This window comes from Pseudomonas sp. LABIM340 (assembly GCF_040017195.2).
GTDB lineage: Bacteria > Pseudomonadota > Gammaproteobacteria > Pseudomonadales > Pseudomonadaceae > Pseudomonas.
Window position 1 is genome coordinate 3896192 of the sequence record NZ_CM200227.1, and the last position, 19750, is coordinate 3915941.

At 66.9% G+C, this 19750-nt stretch carries 15 protein-coding genes; 4 read left to right on the top strand and 11 right to left on the bottom strand.

The features are described from left to right. Positions 1-20: 20 nt before the first annotated feature. Positions 21-1508, bottom strand: a complete 1488-nt coding sequence (locus tag ABKS89_RS17795) for a TolC family protein (protein WP_138214438.1) — start codon at positions 1506-1508, stop codon at positions 21-23. A 62-nt stretch (positions 1509-1570) separates the two neighbouring features. Then, complete coding sequence (locus tag ABKS89_RS17800; RefSeq protein ID WP_518300948.1) at positions 1571-8677, bottom strand: DUF4347 domain-containing protein; 7107 nt, start codon at positions 8675-8677, stop codon at positions 1571-1573. A 334-nt stretch (positions 8678-9011) separates the two neighbouring features. On the opposite strand from ABKS89_RS17800, the gene ABKS89_RS17805 reads away from it, so the two are divergent. Both ABKS89_RS17805 and ABKS89_RS17810 read left to right on the top strand, forming a co-directional pair. Beyond that, on the top strand, positions 9012-9599 hold the full coding sequence (locus ABKS89_RS17805; RefSeq protein WP_138214440.1) for a phage tail protein: 588 nt from the start codon (positions 9012-9014) through the stop codon (positions 9597-9599). A gap of 18 nt (positions 9600-9617) precedes the next feature. Beyond that, positions 9618-10190 carry a phage tail protein gene (locus ABKS89_RS17810; RefSeq protein ID WP_348586359.1) on the top strand — a complete coding sequence of 191 codons (573 nt, stop codon included), beginning with the start codon at positions 9618-9620 and terminating at the stop codon, positions 10188-10190. A 23-nt stretch (positions 10191-10213) separates the two neighbouring features. On the opposite strand, the gene ABKS89_RS17815 is transcribed toward ABKS89_RS17810, so the two are convergent. After that, positions 10214-10516 (bottom strand): DUF6916 family protein, encoded by a 303-nt coding sequence (locus tag ABKS89_RS17815; RefSeq protein ID WP_138214442.1) that lies wholly within the window; start codon positions 10514-10516, stop codon positions 10214-10216. Between the two features lie 123 nt (positions 10517-10639). On the opposite strand from ABKS89_RS17815, the gene ABKS89_RS17820 reads away from it, so the two are divergent. Next, complete coding sequence (locus tag ABKS89_RS17820; protein ID WP_348586360.1) at positions 10640-11131, top strand: GNAT family N-acetyltransferase; 492 nt, start codon at positions 10640-10642, stop codon at positions 11129-11131. On the opposite strand, the gene ABKS89_RS17825 is transcribed toward ABKS89_RS17820, so the two are convergent. From ABKS89_RS17825 to ABKS89_RS17845, 5 genes are read right to left on the bottom strand one after another with little or no spacing between them, the layout of a single operon-like run. Then, entirely contained in the window at positions 11119-12099 is a 981-nt protein-coding gene (locus ABKS89_RS17825; RefSeq protein ID WP_348586362.1) for a sulfotransferase family protein, read from the bottom strand. The two genes, ABKS89_RS17820 and ABKS89_RS17825, sit on opposite strands and share 13 nt — an antisense overlap. Further along, the gene (locus ABKS89_RS17830; protein ID WP_348586363.1) at positions 12087-12887 is read right to left on the bottom strand and encodes an aspartyl/asparaginyl beta-hydroxylase domain-containing protein; all 801 of its coding nucleotides are present in this window, start codon (positions 12885-12887) and stop codon (positions 12087-12089) included. The genes ABKS89_RS17825 and ABKS89_RS17830 overlap by 13 nt, the downstream gene beginning before the upstream one ends. Positions 12888-12920: 33 nt before the next feature. Next, positions 12921-15017, bottom strand: a complete 2097-nt coding sequence (locus tag ABKS89_RS17835) for a site-2 protease family protein (RefSeq protein WP_348586365.1) — start codon at positions 15015-15017, stop codon at positions 12921-12923. Next, positions 15014-16333 (bottom strand): efflux RND transporter periplasmic adaptor subunit, encoded by a 1320-nt coding sequence (locus ABKS89_RS17840; RefSeq protein WP_348586366.1) that lies wholly within the window; start codon positions 16331-16333, stop codon positions 15014-15016. The genes ABKS89_RS17835 and ABKS89_RS17840 overlap by 4 nt, the downstream gene beginning before the upstream one ends. Then, positions 16330-17109 (bottom strand): efflux RND transporter periplasmic adaptor subunit, encoded by a 780-nt coding sequence (locus ABKS89_RS17845; protein ID WP_348586368.1) that lies wholly within the window; start codon positions 17107-17109, stop codon positions 16330-16332. The genes ABKS89_RS17840 and ABKS89_RS17845 overlap by 4 nt, the downstream gene beginning before the upstream one ends. A gap of 175 nt (positions 17110-17284) precedes the next feature. Here ABKS89_RS17845 and ABKS89_RS17850 point away from each other — a divergent pair, with 175 nt between their 5' ends. Next, entirely contained in the window at positions 17285-17965 is a 681-nt protein-coding gene (locus tag ABKS89_RS17850; RefSeq protein ID WP_348586370.1) for a phytanoyl-CoA dioxygenase family protein, read from the top strand. A 12-nt stretch (positions 17966-17977) separates the two neighbouring features. On the opposite strand, the gene ABKS89_RS17855 is transcribed toward ABKS89_RS17850, so the two are convergent. Genes ABKS89_RS17855 through ABKS89_RS17865 form a run of 3 tightly spaced genes read right to left on the bottom strand, consistent with a single transcriptional unit; the run spans position 17978 to position 19645 of the window. After that, entirely contained in the window at positions 17978-18406 is a 429-nt protein-coding gene (locus ABKS89_RS17855; RefSeq protein WP_348586372.1) for a thioesterase family protein, read from the bottom strand. Then, on the bottom strand, positions 18403-19161 hold the full coding sequence (locus tag ABKS89_RS17860) for a class I SAM-dependent methyltransferase (protein ID WP_348586373.1): 759 nt from the start codon (positions 19159-19161) through the stop codon (positions 18403-18405). Before ABKS89_RS17860 ends, ABKS89_RS17855 begins: the two co-directional genes overlap by 4 nt. Next, positions 19154-19645 (bottom strand): MarR family winged helix-turn-helix transcriptional regulator, encoded by a 492-nt coding sequence (locus tag ABKS89_RS17865; RefSeq protein ID WP_348586375.1) that lies wholly within the window; start codon positions 19643-19645, stop codon positions 19154-19156. Before ABKS89_RS17865 ends, ABKS89_RS17860 begins: the two co-directional genes overlap by 8 nt. Between the last annotated feature and the right edge of the window lie 105 nt (positions 19646-19750).

The window sequence follows — 19750 nt, forward strand, 5'->3', positions numbered from 1 at the left end:
CACTGGCACGCCGAAGGCGATTACTGCACGTCGCCGCTGTCGAGCTGGCGCTCTTTCTCGGCAAGGCCATTGGCCAGGGTGGTCAGCTTGGTATCGGGGGCGTTGCTGGGCAGCGGATCGACGCCGGCCGAAGCGAACACCTGGCCATAGCTGTTGCGCAGTTCGGCGTAGGCCAGGTCGCGGCGCAGGTCAGCCTGCAGGGCATTGAGCTCGCCCTGGATCAGGTCCAGCTCACCGATGCCCTGCGCCTGGTGGCGGTTGCGCAGCTGGCCGACGATCTGGGTATCCAGACTGGCCAGCTCCTGGGTGGTGACGAACTGGCGGCGCGCCTCGTTGTAGTTGGCGTTAGCCACGTAGAGCTGCGCCAGGACGGCCATCGACATGGCCTGCCGGCGCGCCACGTTGACGTCCTCGCCCGCCTTCGCAACGTCAATGGCCGCCGGGGCGGACAGGACGTTGAACAGGTTCCAGGTGACTTTCACGCCATAGTCGGCCCAGCGGTTGTTGACCAGGAAGCTGTTGGAGTCGTAATGCCCGCCAGCGGAGAATTCCAGGCCCGGCAGCAGACGCAGCATGGCCTTGCGGGTTTCCGCAGCGCTGATCCGTGCCTGGTAGTCCTGCTCGCGCAGTTCCGGGCGGCTGGCCAGGGCCTGCTGCTCCAGTTGCTCGAGGCCAACCTTCAGCTCCGGCACGTCGTAGCCTTCCGGCGCGGCGAGGGTCAGCTCGGTGCCCAGCGGCAGGTTGATCAGGGTGGCGAGTTCGGTCTTGGCCAGCGACAGCGCGCGGCGCTGTTCTTCCAGCTGGCGGCTGGCCTCGATCAGGGCGCGCTGGTAGCCCAGCGCCTGGACCGGGTCGCCGATGCGCTGCTGGCTCATCTGCTGACTGTCCTTGCGCGCGCCGTCAACCCGCGCCATCAGCGCGTCGATGCGATCGAGAAGACGTTGCGCGGCGACCGCGCGCCAGTAAGCCGAGCGCACGTCCTGGATGATGGTCTGCACCACCTTGCGCCGACGTTCCTGGACGATCAGGCGCTGGTCGGCCTGCTGCTTGGCGCTGACATAGCTGACGCCGAAGTCCAGCACGTTCCACACCATGGTCAGGTCGGCGACGTCACGGTCGCGGTCCTGCGAGGTGGAAGGTTCCAGCGACTGGGTGTTGGTGAGCACGCTCTGGCTGCTGGAAGCGCTCTGGTTGTTGCGCCCGGCGTAACCCGCCTCGAGCGCCATGCGCGGCAGCATGTCGAAGGTGGCGAGGTCGAGCTGCCGCCGCGACAGAGCCTCCTCCATCACCTTCAGGCGCGACTCGAGGTTGTACTTGACCGCGCGGGCCATGGCCTCGTGCAGGGTCAGCGGACCGCTGAGCGGTTCCTGATCCTTGAACATCGCCTGCAGGTCGTCGCGAGCGCGTTGCTCGCTGACGCTGCGGTCGATGGGTTGCGTGGTGACAGCGCAGCCGGACACGGCAAGCGCCAACAAGCTGATCCCTAGCAAAGTCGTGTGTTTTTTCATCCCTGGCCGTCCCCCTCGTTACGGCTTCGTTCTTGTGTTTCTTCTACTTGGCGATGTGGTGATCAGGATGCGTCGCGGTCCTGGGCTACTTGCCCCAGCGCCCAGGCCAGCTCACGCAATGGTTGTTGTTCGGACTCCTGGATCTGCTGCAGTTGCTGCGCCAGGCTCGGCGCACCGAAGATGCCGCGGATACCCTGGTCGATGTCGCCGCTGCGACGATCGAAAGCCTTCAGCGGCGAGTTGTCGTCGCTACCGGCGCTATCGAAAATGCCGGCCAGCGTGCTGCTGCCGAATACCCCAGCGTCGCCGCCGCCGAAACCGAGGAAGCCCTTGCCGCTGCCGTCGCCGAACGACGAACTGCCAAAGGCCTGGGCAATGAAGCTCTGCGACGGCGCGCCGTTGTGCACGAAGATATTGCCCAGCGGCGGCAGTCCACCCGCCCCCTCGCTCGGGAACAGCGACGGCGGCAGCACCGGCGAGGTGCCCTGCGGCGTGACGACCACCGGCACGTTGGGTTGCAATGGCGTGATCGATGGCAGCGGCGGCGTACCCGGCGTGGTGATCCGGAACTCCGGATCGCCATCGGACAGCGAGCCGATCACATAGCTGTCACCGCGCAGGGAATTGGCCAGCGCGTTGCCGGCCGCGTCGCTGATGCCGCCGGCGTTGACCGACAGGCCCAGGCTGCCCTGCCCGCTCACGCTGCCGACGGTCACGCGGTAGATGCGAGCATCCAGTTGCACGACGGAGAGAATGCTGCCGCTGGCGGAGTTGCTGGTCACCAGGGAGAAGTCGCCGGCATCGACGCCGCTGACGTCCTCGTCGAAGGTCACCAGGAAGTTCACCGTGCTTGCGCCGGTGGGCGACGGGTCCAGCCGCACCACCCCGGTGGCGGTGGGCGCACGGGTATCGACCAGCACGCCATGACTGTCACCGATGCCGTTCAGCGAAGGATTCAGCGCGTTGCCGGTGGCGTCGCGCAGGGAGCCGCCGTTGGCGGAAAGCCCACTGACCTGGATGCCGTCGGCGTCGTTGTCGCCAGCTTGAACGGTGTAGCGGAACACCAGGCTGTTGCTGCCCGAACCGCTGACGTAATCGGCGTAGACGGTGCGCCCGCCCATGTCGATGGCCAGCTTCGGCGAGCCGTCGACCACCACGGCTTCGCTGGTCTGAACCACGAAGTCGAGGATATCGCCCGCATTGTTGAGACTCCCCGCAGGCACGCTGACCGCAGTAACGGTCGGGGCATCGCGGTCGACACTGTACACCGCGCCGGTCAGCCCTCCGCTGAGCGGGTTGCCTGCCGCGTCGAGGATGCCGGTGCCGCTGCCGTTGAGGTTCAGGCCCAGGGTGCCGGTACCGGAAACGCCGCTGACAGTGATCTGGTAGGTGCGCGCGTCGATCTGCTGCAGGCCGCTCAGGCTGCCCGCGGCGGTGCCAGTGCCGACCAGCGCGAAGTCACTCAGGTCGACGCCACTGACGCCTTCGCTGAAGGTCACGGTGTAGCGCACGCTGCCGGCATTGGTCGGCGACGGGTCGAGGGTGACGATGGCGCTGGGTGTCGGTGCCACGGTGTCGACGATCACGCCGGAGGTGGCACCCACATTATTGAGCGTCAGGTTCATGTTGTTGCCGACGGCATCGCGCAGGGTGGCGCCGTTGGCGGAGAGACCATTCACGCTGATACCGTCGGCGTCGTTGTCACCGGCCTGGACGGTGTACTGGAACACCAGGGTCGAGGTGCCGGAACCGGCGACCAGGTCGGCGAATACCGTGCTGCCGCCGATGTCCAGGGCCAACCGCGGGCTGCCGTTGACCAGCACGGCTTCGCTGGTGTTGACCACGAAGGTCAGGGTGTCGCCGGCATTGTAGGCAGCGCCGGCCAGCACGCTGACACTGCTGACCGTGGGCACTACGGCATCGACCAGCACACCGGTGGTGCTCGCCACGCTGTTCAGGCCTGTGTTGATGTCGTTGCCGGCGCTGTCACGCAGGGTGGCGCCGCCGGTCTGGATGGACGAGCCAAGGCTGATGCCGTTGCTGTCGAACTGACCGCTGGATACCACCAGGCGGAACAGCAGGGCCGTGCCGCCGCTGCCACTGACGTATTGGGCCAGGACAGTGCCGCCACCATCCAGGGTCACGGCGATGCTCGGCGTGCCACCACTGGTGTCGACGATCACGTTCTCGCTGAAGTTGACGACGAAATCGAGATTCTGCCCCGCCACGTAGGTGCCGTTGGCCGGCACCGTGACACTGTTGACGACAGGCGCCACGCCGTCGATCACCAGGTTGGCGCGACTGGCCAGGCTGTCGATGCTGGCCGGGTCCGGCAGGTCGCTGAAGGCATCGTCCAGGCGCGCGTTGAAGATCCTCGCGCCGTTGAGCGACAGCGCGCCGGCGCCGGCAATGTTGAGGTCCGCACTCTGATCGCCGGCCTGCACGGTATAGAGGAACGACAGGATGTTGCTGCCGCCGCCGCTCAGGTACTGGGCGGTGCGGTCGATGGTGCCGGTTTCCAGCAGCAGGCTCGGCCTGCCGGAGGTGGTGTCGACGCTGACGCTCTGGTCGAACTCGACGAGGACCAGAATCTGATCACCGACCTTGTAGGTGCCATCCGGGGTGCCGGCACTGACGCCGACGATACGCGGGTTGGGCTGCTCGACGTTGATCGAGATGATATCGGTATCGGTCTGCTGGCCACCGGAGCCGGACTGCCCCTGGTCATTGGTGATGATCTGCAGCGAAGCCGCACCGTGGTAGCCGGCCATTGGGGTGAAGCTCAGCCCTGCCAGCGCATTGTTGATGTCGGCGAGGGAGCCATCGAAAGTCATGATGGCATCGACTGTGCCATCACCGGCCAGGAACGACAGGCCCGAGATGCTGCCCAGGGTGATCAGCCCGTTGATGCCGACGAGCGTCACGCGCAGGTTCCCACCCGCGACATCCACGTCCGAGATGGAGATCGCGTTGCCATTGCCGGCGCTGAAGACCAGCGTTTCGTTCGAGAGCACCGTCTGGGCACCCGGCACGCTGTTCACCGGAGCGTCGTTCACCGGGCTGATGTCCAGGTTGAAGGTGGCCGATGAAACCTTGGCGCCGCCCGTGCCGGTATTGCCGCGGTCATCGAGGCTGACCGTCACGATGACGATGCCCGAAGCGTTGGCCGCCGACAGGTAGCTCACCTGGCTGCCGGCGATGAAGGCGTTGATATCGCTGAGGCTGCCGCTGAGCACCAGCCGGTTGGTGCCCGAGCCTGTCAGCGTTACGCCGGCGCCCGCCAGGGCACTGAAGGTGCCGCTGCCCGGGGCGACACTGAAGGTCGCCTGGACCACACCCGATCCGGCATCGATGTCACTGAAGCTGATGCCATTCAGCACCAGGGGAACGTCCTCGCTGCCGCTCACCGGCAACAACGGCACCACGGGGGTGTTCGGCGCATCGTTCACCGCGTCGACCTGCAGGGTCAGGCTGCCGCTGTCGGTCTTCGCCGGGCCACCGCTGTTGCCCAGGTCAGTGATACTGACACCGAGGGTGACGTTGCCGTTGAAGTTCGCGTTCGGCGAGTAGAAGAGGTTCATCCCGGCGATGTAGGCGTTGATGTCCGCGACCTTGCCGGTGAGGGAGATGGTGTTGAGCCCCGTGTCAACCGCGATGTTTCCGCTGACGGTCGCGAACAGGATGCCGCTGTTGGCCGGCAGCGTGAAGGTGACCTGAACGTTGCCGGTACCCGCGTCGACGTCGGAGACAACGATGCCGGTAATGGTCCCGGTAGCGTCTTCGCTGAGACTGATCACGCCGGGCAGGCTGAGCTGAGGGGAATCGTTGGCGGCCGTCACGGTCACGTTGCGGGTGGCGTCGACGCTCTCGAGCTGGCCGTCGCTCACTCTGAAGCTGACACTCCGCGTGGTGGTGTCCGGGTTGTCCGAGCTGTTGCTGTAGGTCACCGAGCGCAGCGCTGCCTGCCACTGGGCGGCGCTGGCGCCACTGGCGGAAGTGAGGGTCAGTGTGCCAGTGCCGGCGTTGTAGCTGCCGCTGATGTCGCCCATGGTGGCAGGATCGTTGGTGAAACCGAGCACATCTTCGGAGGGCCGCAGATTGCCAGTGATCTTCACCGAGGCGCTGTAGAGCAGCGGCGAATCGTTGTCCGACACGGTGAGGCCACTGTCGACCACCACCGGCGTGGAGGCCACGTCTGCCCCTTCGACGAAAGCCGCGCTGCCGCCACTGCCGGCGACCACCGGAGCGTCGTTGATCGCGATGACGGTGACGCTGGCGGTATCGCTGGCAGTGGAGAACGGCGTGGTGCCGCCGCTGCTGGAAGCATCGAGCTTGAACCCCTGCTGGCCGGTGGTGATGCCGCTCTGGTCCCAGGCCTTGAAGGTGAAGCTGGCAGTGGTGCCATTGACGCCGTCGGGCACGAAGCGCACCCGGTCACTGCTGCGCAGCAGCAGCGCCGAAGCCGTGGAAACCGTACCGACGTCCTGCCAGCTGGCGCCGCTGTCCAGGCTGAACTGCCAGGTGCCACCGACGCCGGAGTTCAGGCCGGTGATGGCAATGCCCTGCACCGCGCCCGTGTCCACGTCGCTGACCTGACCGGTGATGAGGCTGGAAACCGCCTGTCCGACGTTGTTCACGTCACCGTCGGTCAGCCCGTTGAGCACCGGGCTGGAGGGGCTCAACACGGGCGCATCGTTGACGCTGCTGACGCTGATCGTTGCCTGCGCGATGCCCGTCGAGAACGCCGTGCTGCCGCCGTTGGAGCTGGTATCGGAGGTGGAGCGAATGCCGTTGAGGGAGGCGATGCCGAAGGACTGGTCCCAGGCGCGGAAAGTCAGTGTGGCCGTCCCACCGTTTTTGCCATCGGGCACATAGCGAAGCAGGGTACTGCCCGACAGCAGCAGCGCGCTGCCATTGGACACCGCGCCGACATCGGTCCAGGTCACGCCATCGGTGGAGTACTGCCAGACGCTGCTGCCGGTGCTGGCCGTCAGGGCGATTCCGCCGGCGGGGCCATCGACGTCGGCGTAGGTAACGCCGCCCAGCAGGCTGCTGACCGTGACGGCCTGGGAGCTGGTGTCTTCGTTGGTACCCACCCAGGTGTAAGGGCCGCCGGACAGGGTCGGCGCGTCGTTGACGGCGGTGATCGCCACCTGGACGACGGCGCTGTTGGAGTCGGCGCCAGCGCTGTCGGTGACCACGAAATTGATCTGCCGGGTGGTATCGGAACCCCCGAAGGTCGGGTCATCCGAGCTGGAGGAGAAACTCACCGAGCGCAGGACGGCCTGCAACGCGGCGGCATTGCCGCCCCCGGTGATGGTAAGGACGCCGGTGGAGCTGTTGTAGCTGGTGGCGAAAGCGCCCGGGCTGCCGACGCTGAGGGAATCGCCGATGCGCAGATCGCTGATGGTGACCGTGGCCTTCTGGAAGCTGCTGCCGTCGTCCACCAGGGTCAGCGTGGGGCTCAGCGCCACTGCGGCTGCGTTCTCGGTATAGCCGATGACGTTGTTGGCCGGCGCGAGCATCGGGGCGTCGTTGGTGGCGATCACACTGAGGGTGACGTTCGATGCTGCACTGGTGCCGCCATCGCCATCGGAGACAGTCACGCTGATGGTGCGCGTTGCGGTGTTGGGGTCGAGCCCGTTGCTGTTCACGTAGGTCAGGTTACGCACCAGCGCCTGGGCTGCCGCCGCGGTGGCAGCGGAGTTGAAGGTCACCACCAGGTTGCTGCCGCCGATGCCCCCCGTGTAAGTACCGATGAGCACTCCGCCGTAGGAGATGTTGGCGCCGGAGACGCCGATCTGGCCGGCAGCGGTCCCCTGATTGCGGATGCCCAGGACGTCCTCCAGCGATTGCTGGCCGGAGGTGATCGCCACGCGCAACTGACCGCCATCGAAGTTCGCCGAGTCGCTGTCGCTCACCGTGGCCAGGCCCGCCGCATCGATCAGCGTCGGCCCGCTGTCCTCGGTGAAGCTCGCGGTCTTGCCATTGAGCCCGCCGAGCACAGGGTCGGCGTTGGGTCCCTTCAGATCGGTGAGCAGGACCTGCTGCAGGTCCATGTTGCCAACCGATTTAGAGCCGTTGAGCTGGGTGACACGCAGAGTAAAACCGCTGATGTCGTTGAACAGTGAACTGTCGATGTTGACGGTCAGCGGCCCCTGTGCACCCGAGAAGGTGAACGACTGGGTAACCGTCGCGCCCCCGGAAATCGCGCTGACGTCCAGCCGGTAGTTGCCGCCGAAGGACTGGATCACCAGGCCGTCCAGGTCGAACTTGCCAAGATCGACGTTATCCGCGGTCCAGGTCAGCTGGTAGTAGTAGTTGCTGTCCCCGTCAGCCACGGAGCTCGTGCTGAAATAGATCGAGTCCGGCGAGCTCTCCCGCACCGCCCCCGTGGATTCACTGAGGGTGAAGCCATCCACCGTGTTGCCGCCGGTGTTGTTGGTCCAGTAGGTGTCGCCCAGGGACTGGTTTGCCGAGGGTAGCGCCAGCAGGTCGGCATAATCGGGGCCGCTGTCGGAAGCCCAGGGGCGCTGCGTCTCGATGCTGCCGGTGTGGGCTTCCAGCGTCCAGTTGCCGCCCAGGGCCGCGGCGCCGGTGCGATCGGTGGAGGCAGCCACGTCGGCGCGGGTGAGCGCCGATAGCTGCTGAAGCAGCACTTCGCCGGAGCCCTTGGCCACGTCGCAGCCGTATAGAAGGATGTCGCCGTCGGCATCCAGGCTGTCGCCGATGGCGGACAGTTGCGAGGCCTTGCTGGCCAGGTTGTCGGCGCTGAGCACGGTGTTGCCCAGATGCACCTCACCCTCTTCGCCGTGGCTGAGGATATGGATGGCGTCGATGCCGGTGCGGCCGTTGAGGTACTGGGCGATCTGCTGCAGGCCGTCCTTGTTGCCGTCGAGCACCACCACTTCGGTGCCCGGCTTCAGGCTGGCGACCAGCTGCTGGTAGTTGGCGACCTTGCTGTCGACGAACACCACTTCATGGCGCTGGTCGGAGGAAGCAGTGGGGGCTGCAGCGAGGGTGTCGTGGGCGGACGAGTCGGTGGGTGTCTTGTCCTGGGCGGCGGGATGATCGGCGCTCTGGCTGGCGGCGGTATCCGCGACGGTGGCGGCGACCGCGCCGTCGAACATCATCCTGGCCTCGAGGCTCAGGGCCAGTGGGGAGCGCATGGCGCCGGACTGATGCTTGCGAACGACCGACGACGCGAACCAATGCCTGAACATATGGCCTCCTCCCTGAGAGCACACACGCAAAGCCGCACCGGCTCCGGTACGACGACTGCAAGCTGGCAAATTGTTATTGGATTGATCTCACCATAATGCCTGATGGAAAGCTGACGTCAATGGCCCGATAGACGGCATTTGCCGGCAATTCGATCAATAACCGCGAGCCCGACGCTCTCATGGATATCGTCTATGTTTCCTCTCGGCCCGATCGCCAGCGGAATGGTCGGCGGGCCAGTCCCGTGATGAAGCGATAACAACTCAAAGTAGGGAAATGATCATGAGTGAACAGTCCTATCTCGGCTCGATCAGCGGCTGGGCCCCGAACTTCGCACCGCGCGGCTGGATGTTCTGCGCCGGGCAGATCCTCGCCGTCCAGCAGAACACCGCCCTGTTCTCGCTGCTGGGCACCAACTTCGGCGGCAACGGCCAGACCACCTTCGGCCTGCCCAACCTGCAGGGCCGCGTCCCCGTCGGCGTGGGCCAGTCGCCGGGTACATCCATGTACGCGCTCGGCCAGGTCGGTGGCACGGAAAGCACCACCCTGACCACCGCGCAGATGCCGATGCACACCCACGCCGCCGTCAGCACCCTCAGCGCCTCGTTGCCGACCAGCACGGCAGCCGCTACTTCGGCCACGCCCAGCGCTACCTCGGTGCTGGCAGCCGCCAATGGCGCCTACGGCCGCGACGCCGTCGACGTGAAGATCTACGCGCCAGCACCGGGCTCGGTGAACCTGCCGCTGTCCAGTTCGGCGACGGTCAACGTCCAGCCGGCCGGTGGCTCCCAGCCGATCTCCATCGTGCAGCCGTTCCAGGCCATCAACTACATCATCTGCGTTTCCGGGCTGTATCCCTCGCGCAACTGACGACTCAAGGAGCACCACATGGATGTCGAAAGCTATATCGGCGTCGTCGCACCCTTTGCCGGCAGCTTCGCGCCGAGAAACTGGATGACCTGCAATGGCCAGCAGATAGGCATTGCGCAGAACCAGACGCTCTACGCGCTGCTGGGCACCACCTACGGTGGCGACGGTGTCAACACCTTCTGCCTGCCCAATCTTGGCGGACGCGCAGGTCTCGGGCAGAACGCCAGCTACCCGCTGGGTGCCGTGACCGGTACGGAACAGACCACCCTGCTCACCAGCAATCTGCCGAGCCATACCCATGGCGCCACTGCGGAGGCCACCGTGCTGCTGCAGCAGTCCAGCAGCGCAGCCAGCGCCAGCCAGGCGACGACCAGCGATACGCTGGCGCAGTCGGTGGGTGCCGCCGGGCGTGACGCCGTCACGGTGCAGATCTACGGCCCCGCGCCGGGCTCGGTACAACTGCCGGCACAGGGGCAACTGAACGTGACACTGGCGACGGCCGGCGGCAACCTGCCCGTATCCATCCTGCAGCCCTATCTGGCGCTGACCCAGTGCATCTGTGCCCTCGGGGTCTTCCCCAGCCGCAACTGATCGACCCGGACCGCTGCCAGGCCCTAGCTGAACAGGGCCTGGTAGTGGCGCTGGTCGCCGACCGTCGCCGCCAACGGTGCCAGGTAAAGTTCGTAATCGCGTCCGCTAGGACTGCTCAGGCGATACTGGGCCTCAAGCAGCAGTACATTCATCGGCGTGGTGAAGATCAGCGCGAAAGGCGTGCGGAAACCACCGCTGACCTCGCGTCCTTCGATCACGTTGTGCAAGGTCAGCTGGACCGGGTCGGGAACGGTGTGCGCGGTGAACACCTGGCCGAGTTCAGAGCTGAATGCCTGGGCCGTCAGGCCCTGGAGGTCGATGAGCATGAGGTCACTCCCTGATCGTTGAATGGCAGGCTCCGCCTTCGCGAAACCTGGAAAACCTGAGCCTGAAACCCTGATCCTGAATGCCTGATCACGAAATCCAAGCCTGGAAAACTACAACAGCCCATGAGCGAGATAAAGACCCGCCCCACCCTGCTTCGCCGCCCCGCCGACAGCGCCGACGAGCCCTGGCTGAAGCGCCTGTTCGCGCAACTGCGCGGCCTGGACGCGGCGCTGATCGCAGCCTGCCCCGCCCTGCTGGACCTGCAGTGGCAACTGCAGCAGCGCATCTTCGCCAGTGACTATCCAGACGCCCTTACCGAACTGATCCTGCTCGACGGCGAACCAATCGGCGTGCTGACCCTGGACGACCGCCCGGACAGCCTGCGCATCCTCGAAATCGGTCTCGAACTGCATCAGCGCGGACGCGGTTTGGGTGAGCAGCTGCTGCGCGAGGTCGTCGCCCACGCCGACCATCAGGGCAAGGCGCTTGAGCTCGCGGTGATGCGCCACAATCCTGCGGTGCGCCTGTACCAGCGCCTGGGCTTCGAGAGCCTGGGAGGAGCGCCGGACGAAGCGCAATGGCAGATGCGCCGCGAGCCTGTTCAACCCGCCTGATCCCTGCGCAACGCTTCCAGCTCCCGGTAAGGCGCATCAGCCCAACGAGCCACACTGTCACGCAGTAGCGCAGAAGCGGAGTTGCGCTTGTCGCGGGAGTCCGCCACGAAAGCCTCGCCCGGACGCTTGGCATTCTGCCGGCTCACCGCCATGGCCTGCTCGACCTGCCCAGACGTCAGCCGCAGGCGCTCGCGCAGGCGTCCGCCCAATACCTGCGGCAACTCCTCGTAAGCCACTGCCAGGCCGCCCTGTCCGCGGCACGCTTCCACCGCCAGCGCCAGCAACCGCCCCAGGCGACGAGCGATGTATTCCTCGCGGGGTGCCACCGGCTCATCGACCAGATTCAACGGCGACGGACTCAGTTGGCCGGGGATCATCTGCATGCCCGGCATCTTCAGGTGTGATGCAGCGATCTCCAGCGGGTCGCGGTAGAGGAAGATCCACGGCGTTTCGGGGAAGCAACGGCGAATCAGCGGCAACTCGAACAGATTCCACGCATCGAGCTTCACCACCAGATGCTGCGCCGGCGGCCCCGCGTTCTGCGCCAGCGCGGACAGCATCGCGATGACGGCCAGCTCCTGCCGGCCCGTCTCCCACTCGTGGAGGTAGTGACTGCGCAACAGGCTATCCAGCGGACCGGGCTCGGACAGCACCAAGTGACTGTCGAGCCCGGCGAGCATCTGCGCCAACAGCGTCGAGCCGCAGCGCGAGGCGTGGAAGACCAGCAGGCTCGGCGCCAAGCCGGGGCTCGCGCGCTGCCAATCGAGCAGCTCCGTCAGGCCGGTCTCGCGACGGAACGCCAGGTTGAAAGGCAGGCGCAGGGCCTGCTCCACGTCGTCATGGAAGAATGGTCGGGTCAGGCGCTGCTCGCCGAACCAGCACCAGTCCAGGCGCCAGTCCCGTGCGTCACACCAGGCACGAATGGGCCGCCAGCCACTGAGGTCCAGCACGGGGCTCAGGCTCTCCATTGGTCACTCCAGGCTCTGCGGGCCAGGCGCATCGTGGCGCGAACTTCAGCGGCGGAAAAGTGCAGGTCGCGGGCGCCCCCCAGAGCGACCACCCGCGCAACGAAGTCTGCGCTGTCGGTCATCGAGCGCAGCGCCTGGGCGAGCTCAGGCTCCTGCGCGACCTGCACGCGGAACTGCTCGAATGCCAGGGCCGCCCGACCAGGACGCAGGCTCGGCGTATCCGCCAGCCCCTGCTCGATCAACGCCAGCAGCCAGTCGTTGCGCTGGCAGTCGAGGACCAGATGGATGCGCTCCCCGGGCCCCGGATTGTCGACCCGGTGCGGGCGGGCGAGGTCGATGAACCAGCACTCGCCCGGACGCATCGGCACCTGCAGCCCGTCCACCAGGAACTCGACGCCCTCAGGGCTCAGTAACGGCAGATGCAGCCGCAGGTCACTGTCGGGCAGCCCCAGATCAGGATCGCAGTGCTCGTGAATCCGCGAGCCGCAGCCCAGGCGCAGCAGGCGCGCGCTACGGATAGTCGTGCGGAAGGCGCCCAGTGCGGCCTGCCAGACCGCGCTGCGCCGCAACAGGTCGCTGGCCAGCGGTGCGCCCTGCCCCGGCGCCAGCGGCATCAGGGCGTCGTCGGGGGTGATCAGCGCAACGCCGCTCCAGTCCCCTTCGTAGAAGCCACTGTTGAAATGCCCTTGCCAAGCCGCCTGGTCCACGGCAGCCAATGCGTCGAGCAACGGCTGCAACGGGATGTCCAGCGCGAGCCGGGCGCAGCGGGGTAACGATGTCGCGCTCATGGAACTCTCCCTGCTCCGAGAAAAGCCGCCGCCTCAGAATCCGCTTTCCCTCACACCCAACGCCGCCAGCCGCCGCCAGGCGAGCCCCAGGATCGACTGCCCACTGCCGTCCAGTACGACCATGCCGCGCTGCGGCTGCGCCAGGGCCCACGGGGCATCGCGCAGACTAAGGCGCACACCGTACTGCGCCTGGACCGGCTCGGCGCGCTGCTGGGCATCGCGGCGCACGGCAATCGGGCCATGATGATCGGAGCTCAGCGCCTCCAGTTCGACGAAGACCGCGCCGTTGGCGTCCACTTCATCGAGCTGCACCGGCACGGCCGGGCGGGCCGGGTCGTCGGCGATGAAACGCCCCTGCGCACCGCTCTGCACACGCCACAGGTCGGCCTCCGCCAGATAACCGCGCAGGCGCAGGCCTGGCTCCACCACACGCACCAGCACATCGGCAGGCATCAACCATCGGCCAGGGCTCAGGTCGGGCAGCAGGTCGCGGATGACCCCGGCCTGCGGCGCGCGCAGTTGCAGGCGCTCGCGTTGGGCAGCGAGGCCCCGGTACTGGGCCACCGACTCCGCCAGCCGTTGTTCGAGAATGCCGACATCGGCAGCCGTCTCGCTACGGCCCGCCTGACGGCGCAACTGCAACTGCAGCAGATCGATCTCGCGGCGCACGATGAGCTGTCTGGCATCGAGGTCCGGTGAAGTCAGTTCCAGCAGCAACTCGCCCTGCTCCACCGTCTGGCCATCGCGCACCAGCAGTCGCCCGACCCGGGCAGCCGCCGGTGCATGCAGCGCCACGGCACGCGTCGCCTCCAGCTGCGCCGGCACTTCCACGGCACTGCGCCAGGGCACGACCAGCAGCGCCAGCAGAGCCAGCAGCGCCAGGCCAAGCCCGATGACCTTGTGCGGTGCAGCCTGCTCGCGGCGCTGCCACCATTCATGCAGCTCCCGCCAGATCGGCAGACCGATGAACCAGACCAGCTCCACCAGCATCAGGAAGATGCCCAGCAGCTTGAAGAACAGGTGGTAGACCGCCAGGGCGATACCGAAGAACAGCACCGCGCGCCAGATCCACGAGCCATACCCCCAGATCAGCAGACGCCGGCGCAACGGTAAGGGCCAGGGTTCAGGCATGGGTTCGCCGTAGCCGAACAGCGCCTCGCGCAGCCGCCAGCGACACAGCGCGAAAGCCCGCGCCTGGAGGTTCTCCACGCCGAGCAGATCGGTGAGCAGGAAGTAGCCGTCAAAACGCATGAAAGGATTGAGGTTCACCAGCACCGTGGTGATCCAGGTGGCGCTGGCGAGCATGAAGGCCGAGGTGCGCAGCGGCCCGTCCGGCAGCAGCGACCAGGCCAGCAGCGCGAGCACCGCCAGCACCAGTTCGGCCAGCACTCCGCCGGCGCCGATCAGCAGCCGCGAGCGTCGGTCGCTGACGCGCCAGGCATCGCTGACGTCGGTATAGAACATCGGCAGCATCACCATGAACGCCACACCCATGCTCTGCACCCGGCAACCGGCGCGCTTGGCCATGAAGGCATGGCCGAACTCGTGGCAGAGCTTGGCGAAGGTCAGCGAAACACCGAAGGCCAGCGCCCCGCCCAGGCTGAACAGATGCGGGAAGGTCGCCAGGAAGCGCTGCCAGTCCCGCGCCACCAGGAACAGCCCGAGGGCGAACACCAGCGGCAAGCCCCAGCGCAGTATCCACCCGCCGTTGCGCTGCAGGACCGGCCAGGCGCGATTGAGAAAGGCATCCGGGCGCCACAGCGGAATCCGGAAGAACAGGTACTGGTGCAGCACCTTCTGCCACAGGCTGCGCTTTTGCAGCTGCGCCTTCTGCCCATAGCTGGCGCGCTGTTCGGCATCCACGGCGGCGATCAGGTCATGCCCGCGCAGGAAGCGCAGGAACTCTTCCAGCTCCTGCGCCCCCAGGGACTCGCCGGTTTCTGCGTTGGCCGCCCCCAGCACCCGCTGCGGGTCGCCCAGCGCCCAGTGGCGCAACAGCCGCACCGCAGCGCCACCGAGTTTGAAGTAGCGCCCGCGCAACGGGTCGGCCAGCGTCCATTGCGGCGCCCCGTCCAGCGCGGGTGCGGCCGGCGACAGCTGCAGGTCCGGTCGCAGCGCCGGCAGCATCACAGCCCCAGGCTCTGACGCGCAGCCGCCAGCGGCCGGCGCAACAGGTAATAAGCCAGCGGGGCGCGATCGCCATACAGCTTGGCGGTGCCGCGCAGGCCGATGCGCGGGGGCGCCTCGTCGAACGCCGCGTCCAGCCGATACGCCAGTTGCCCGGCGGCAGTGGTCTGAGCCTCGTACGCCGCGCGCTGCAGACGAGCGTCATGGCGGCGCAGCGGATCGCTATCGAGCAGCAGCACGACCTCCGAGCCCGGCTCAAGGACGATGGCATCACCCACTGCCAGGTCGATGCGCAGCTCCGCCTGGTGCGGGTCCGCCAGCTCCATCAGGCGCTCGCCGGTCTGCACCGGCTTGCCGGTCCAGCGTTCAGCGTCGGCAAACACCGCAATGCCGTCACGCGGCGCCCGCACTTCGGCACGGGCCAACAGGTCGCGGGCATAGTCACGTTCGGCACGCTTCTGCTCCACCCGTGCCGCCAGCAGATCAACCTTCGCGCCGGACTCGGCATCGGAGAATGCGCGTTGTGAATTGGCCTTCAGCTCCGCTTCGGCCACGCCAAGGGAGCGTTCGGCGACATCGGCCTGGGCTTGCAACGTGGTGGCGTCGAAGCGCACCAGCAGCTCGCCGGACTTCACCGCCTGGTTGGGCTTGACCAGCACCTGCTGGATCACGCCATCCAGCGGCGCAGCTATCACCTGGCCGTCCAGCGGCACCACTTCGGCCGGCGCCAGCACTGACTGGCGCACGGGCGCAAGCAGCAGCAGGCAGAGCACTGCGGCAATCGCCAGCAGCTTCTTCTTCGGCCAGCGCAGCCGCCAGGGCTTGCGCGGCTGAAGGGCCGTCCAGGCATGCGCATAGGCATCGCCCAGTTGCACCAGCAACGCCTGCTCTGCCTCGCTCCACGACTGCTCCCGGGCCAGCCAGAGGCCACCGAAGACTGCGCCCTGACGATCAGCCAGCGGCAACCAGAAGACCTCGCCGGCGGAGAGCTCCTGCCAATCGATCTGCTGTTGTGCGCCCAGCTGCTGGAAGTCCACACGCTGCGCCGTGCCCAGCGCATCGTGCTGGTGCAACTGGCCGCAAGCCTGCTCGACGAAAGCCACGAAGGGAGCGTTGGGCTCCACCACGCTGATGCCGGTGAGCGCCCTGACCTTGCCGGCGATCAGCAGCGCCGCATGGCGGTAACCGAAGAGTGCCTGGGCATCGTTGACCATGTGATACGCCAGCTGCTCCACCGTCGAGCAAGCCCGCGCCTGCCGCTCCAGAGCGAGAAACTGCGCGAAGACCCGCTCGGCCAGACCGACCTGCGGGGCGTTCATGGCGTCTCCGCGAAGCGCGCGGTGCCACTCATGCCAGCCAGCAGGCCCTTGGCGTCCCCAGGCAGCGAAGCGATCAGCGGCAGCATCTGGCTGCCCTCGTCGATCCGCGCGCCCAGGCGTTTGACTTCCACCTGCAGCGGCTGGCCGGTCTCATCGGGCACGAAAGTGAAGGACTGCCCCACCTTCAGCCGCGACACCCAGCGCGAGGGCACCAGCAGGCGGATTTCCAGGCTGCGGTTGTCGACGATTTCCAGCAACGGCGCGCCGCCGGAGACGCTCTCGAACGGCTGCGCCTTGCGTTGCACCACCTGACCATCGAAGGGCGCGACCACCGCGCAGCGGCCGACCTGGACCTTGTAGACCTGTGCCTGCGCCTGGGCTTCGGAGAGCTTGGCCTCGGCCAGTGCGACCTCGAAGCGCCCCACCGAGTTGAGCGCCGCCAGCTGGCGGTTGTGCCCCAACTGCTCGTTGGCCGCCTTGGCGCCGGCCTGGGCAGCATTGAGCTGGGCCTGATAGGCCGAGCAGTCGAAGCGCACCAGCACATCGCCCTTGCGGAAGGACTGCCCATCGGCGAACGGCATTTCCAGGATGCGCCCGGCAAGCTCGCTCGACAGCATCGCCTGGTCCCGCGCCCGCAGGATGCCGCGGACATCGCCGGAACCAGCGGAGGAAGGCGGGCTCGACAGCAAGGGGTCGTCCTGAGCGGGGTCCGCAGCATAGGCCGCTCCCGCCAAGCACAGCGACACCCCAAAACCCAGCCAGATCCCTTTATGCATTGTCAGCTCTCCCTGCAGATCGGCGGAGTCTACGGTACTCCGCAAGCGGCGGATATTGGCCGCAGCAGAATTCCTCCGTAGGCTGGGCTGCCGGTCAGCGCCGGCGAAAACCCGGCTCAACGCGGTAACCGCTCTAGGCCGGGCCCATCGGACAGATCTCAAGGACCGCAGGCAAATGGACGCAGCCACGATCGACTACCAGCGACTTCACGCCGAAGGTTACGCCCTGCTGCGCCAGGCGATCCCGCTCGCCCTGCTGGAGGAGCTGCGCGCGGCTTTCGATGCCAACGTCCTGCCGTCGGATCGCTGGCCCGTTCCCCGTGGCGTGGACTGGCGCCACGCTCAGATCGACCTGGAGCCATGCGCCCAAGCGGCTTGTCGACTGCCGCCGCTGCTGGCAACAGTCGGTGCGTTGATCGGCGAGCGATTCTTCCTCGCCCAGGCCGAGGGGCGCGAACCCCTGCCCGGAGGCGGTCATCAGCAACTGCACCGCGATCTGTCCGCCCTGCGTCCGGGGGACATGGTCAGCGCCCTCGCCTTCCTCGATGACTTCTCGCCAGAAAACGGAGCCACCCGCCTCGCCCCCGGCAGCCACCGGCCCGCCCCTGGCCAGCCACCTTTCGACTTCCTCGACGAATCCCGCTCCCTGCAGCTGAGCGGCCGGGCCGGCGACATCCTGGTGTTCGACGTCGACCTCGTGCACGCCGGCAGCCTGAACATCGGCGGCGCGCGGCGCCGCACGATCCTGATCAGCTACCGGGCTGAGCCTCTCTATGCAGCGCACCTGGAGACTGTGGGCCTGCGCAATGTGCGAATGGACACCGCCGAGCGTTTCGATCCGCCGCAGTCGTGCTGAGCGGTACGCCGACTAGCCGGCGGCCGCAGCGGACTTCTCCCCCAGCCGCTGGACGAACCGCTGCAGATCGATGATCGCGCGACGATGGGTGCCGGCGCCTATGACGCCCGCCTCGTCGCGGCACTCGACCCGGAACACCAGCGACTTACCATCGATAGCAATGAGCTCCACCAACGCCGTCACCTTCATCCCCACCGGCGTGGCGGCGATGTGGCTGACATCCACCTGGATACCCACAGTGCGCTGTTCAGGTGTTAGGAAGGGCCGCAGTCCTTCGATGCAGGTCTGCTCGATGAAGCCGATCATCATGGCGGTGGCGAACACCGGGGGCATGTCGGCAAAGCCAGGCCAGTCGGGCGCCACCAGGGGCACCGTGTGCCGCTGCGCCACGATCAGGGTTTCATTGTGGGTCAGCCCGACGGCAAGCACTTGCGGGTTCATACGCGCCCGATCCTCATGTTGATGGGCCAGCTGACCCGGTGCCGCACAGTGGGGTCGCCCCAGCGCCCGGCCATGTCGGCGGCAAAGTCATGCAGCAGGTCCTCGCGCCCGGCCTCGCGGGCGCTGCGCACCGCCGACCAGGTGGAGACGTAGCCGAGGAATTCATCGAGGTTCCACTCCAGACGAATGGCGATATCCGGGCCGGGAAATTCGCCGAAGGGGAAGTCGAGAGTGGCGTAGCCGCTGTCCACCAGCTTGCGCTCGGAAGGCCAGTAGGGGCCGATCTCCTTCCAGTAGAACTGCTCGAAACGCTCGCCCAGCGCACCCTCCAGCCGCAGCACACCATAGCTGATCAGCGCCAGGATCGCGTTGGGCTCGGCGACCCGCCGAACCTCGGCGTAGAACCTCGGCAGGTCGAACCAGTGCGCGGCCTGCGCTGCGGTGATCAGGCTGGCACTGCGGCTGAGCAGCGGGAGGTCTTCGGCCGGGGCGCAGGCATAGTTGACGTTCTCCTGCGGCGCGGTGTGGGCGATCTGGTCGGCACTGGGATCGAAGCCGACCACTGTATTGAAGTGCTCGGCCAGTTGCCGGGTCAGCTGGCCACTGCCGCAACCGACATCGACCGCGAGCACCTGATCGGGCGCCATCGAAGCCAGGTAGGCGGCCAGCTCCGCCGGGTACTCGGGACGGAAGCGCGCGTAGGCCTGCCCGCCCTGGTCGAACCAGTTGCGAAGGTCGGTGGGCGAGTTACTCATGGCTGGCGGCTCCTGTCTTGAGGGCGTGCTTGGCGTGGCTCAGACGCTCGGAGAAGCCCTGTGCTTCCAGCGCGCGGGCGGCGTCTTCCAGCACGCGGCGCAGCGGATGGCCGATCTCGGTTTCCAGCTGCTCGATGGCTTCGAAGGTCGCCGCCCAGTGGGTGTTGAGCTTGCTCACCAGTTTCTTCCCTACCGGCGTCAGTTGCAGCACGCTCTTGCGGCCATCTTCGGCGCGCTGGCGGGTGATCACCCCGTCCGCCTGCATCTGGCCGACGGTCTGGCTGATGGCGCCCTGGGTCAGGTGGGTGCGCGCGGTGATCTCGGTAACCGTCTGTGCCCCGGAACGGATGGCTCGCAGCACCGGCGTGTAGCGGGCCCGGTAGTTCATGCCCATCTGCTGGTAATGCTCCTCGGCGCCCAGCTCTACCAGTTCCGAGACGTAGCGCAGCAGTTCACCCAGGCCGGGTTCGTTCTTTCTGTTCATCGCAGCCCTCTCCATCGAGGGCTTCAAACTACATTAGCACTAATGTAATTGGCAAGCCGGTACGCCGGTGAAAGCGGCAGGGCCGGGCAGAGCTTGCGCCCTGCC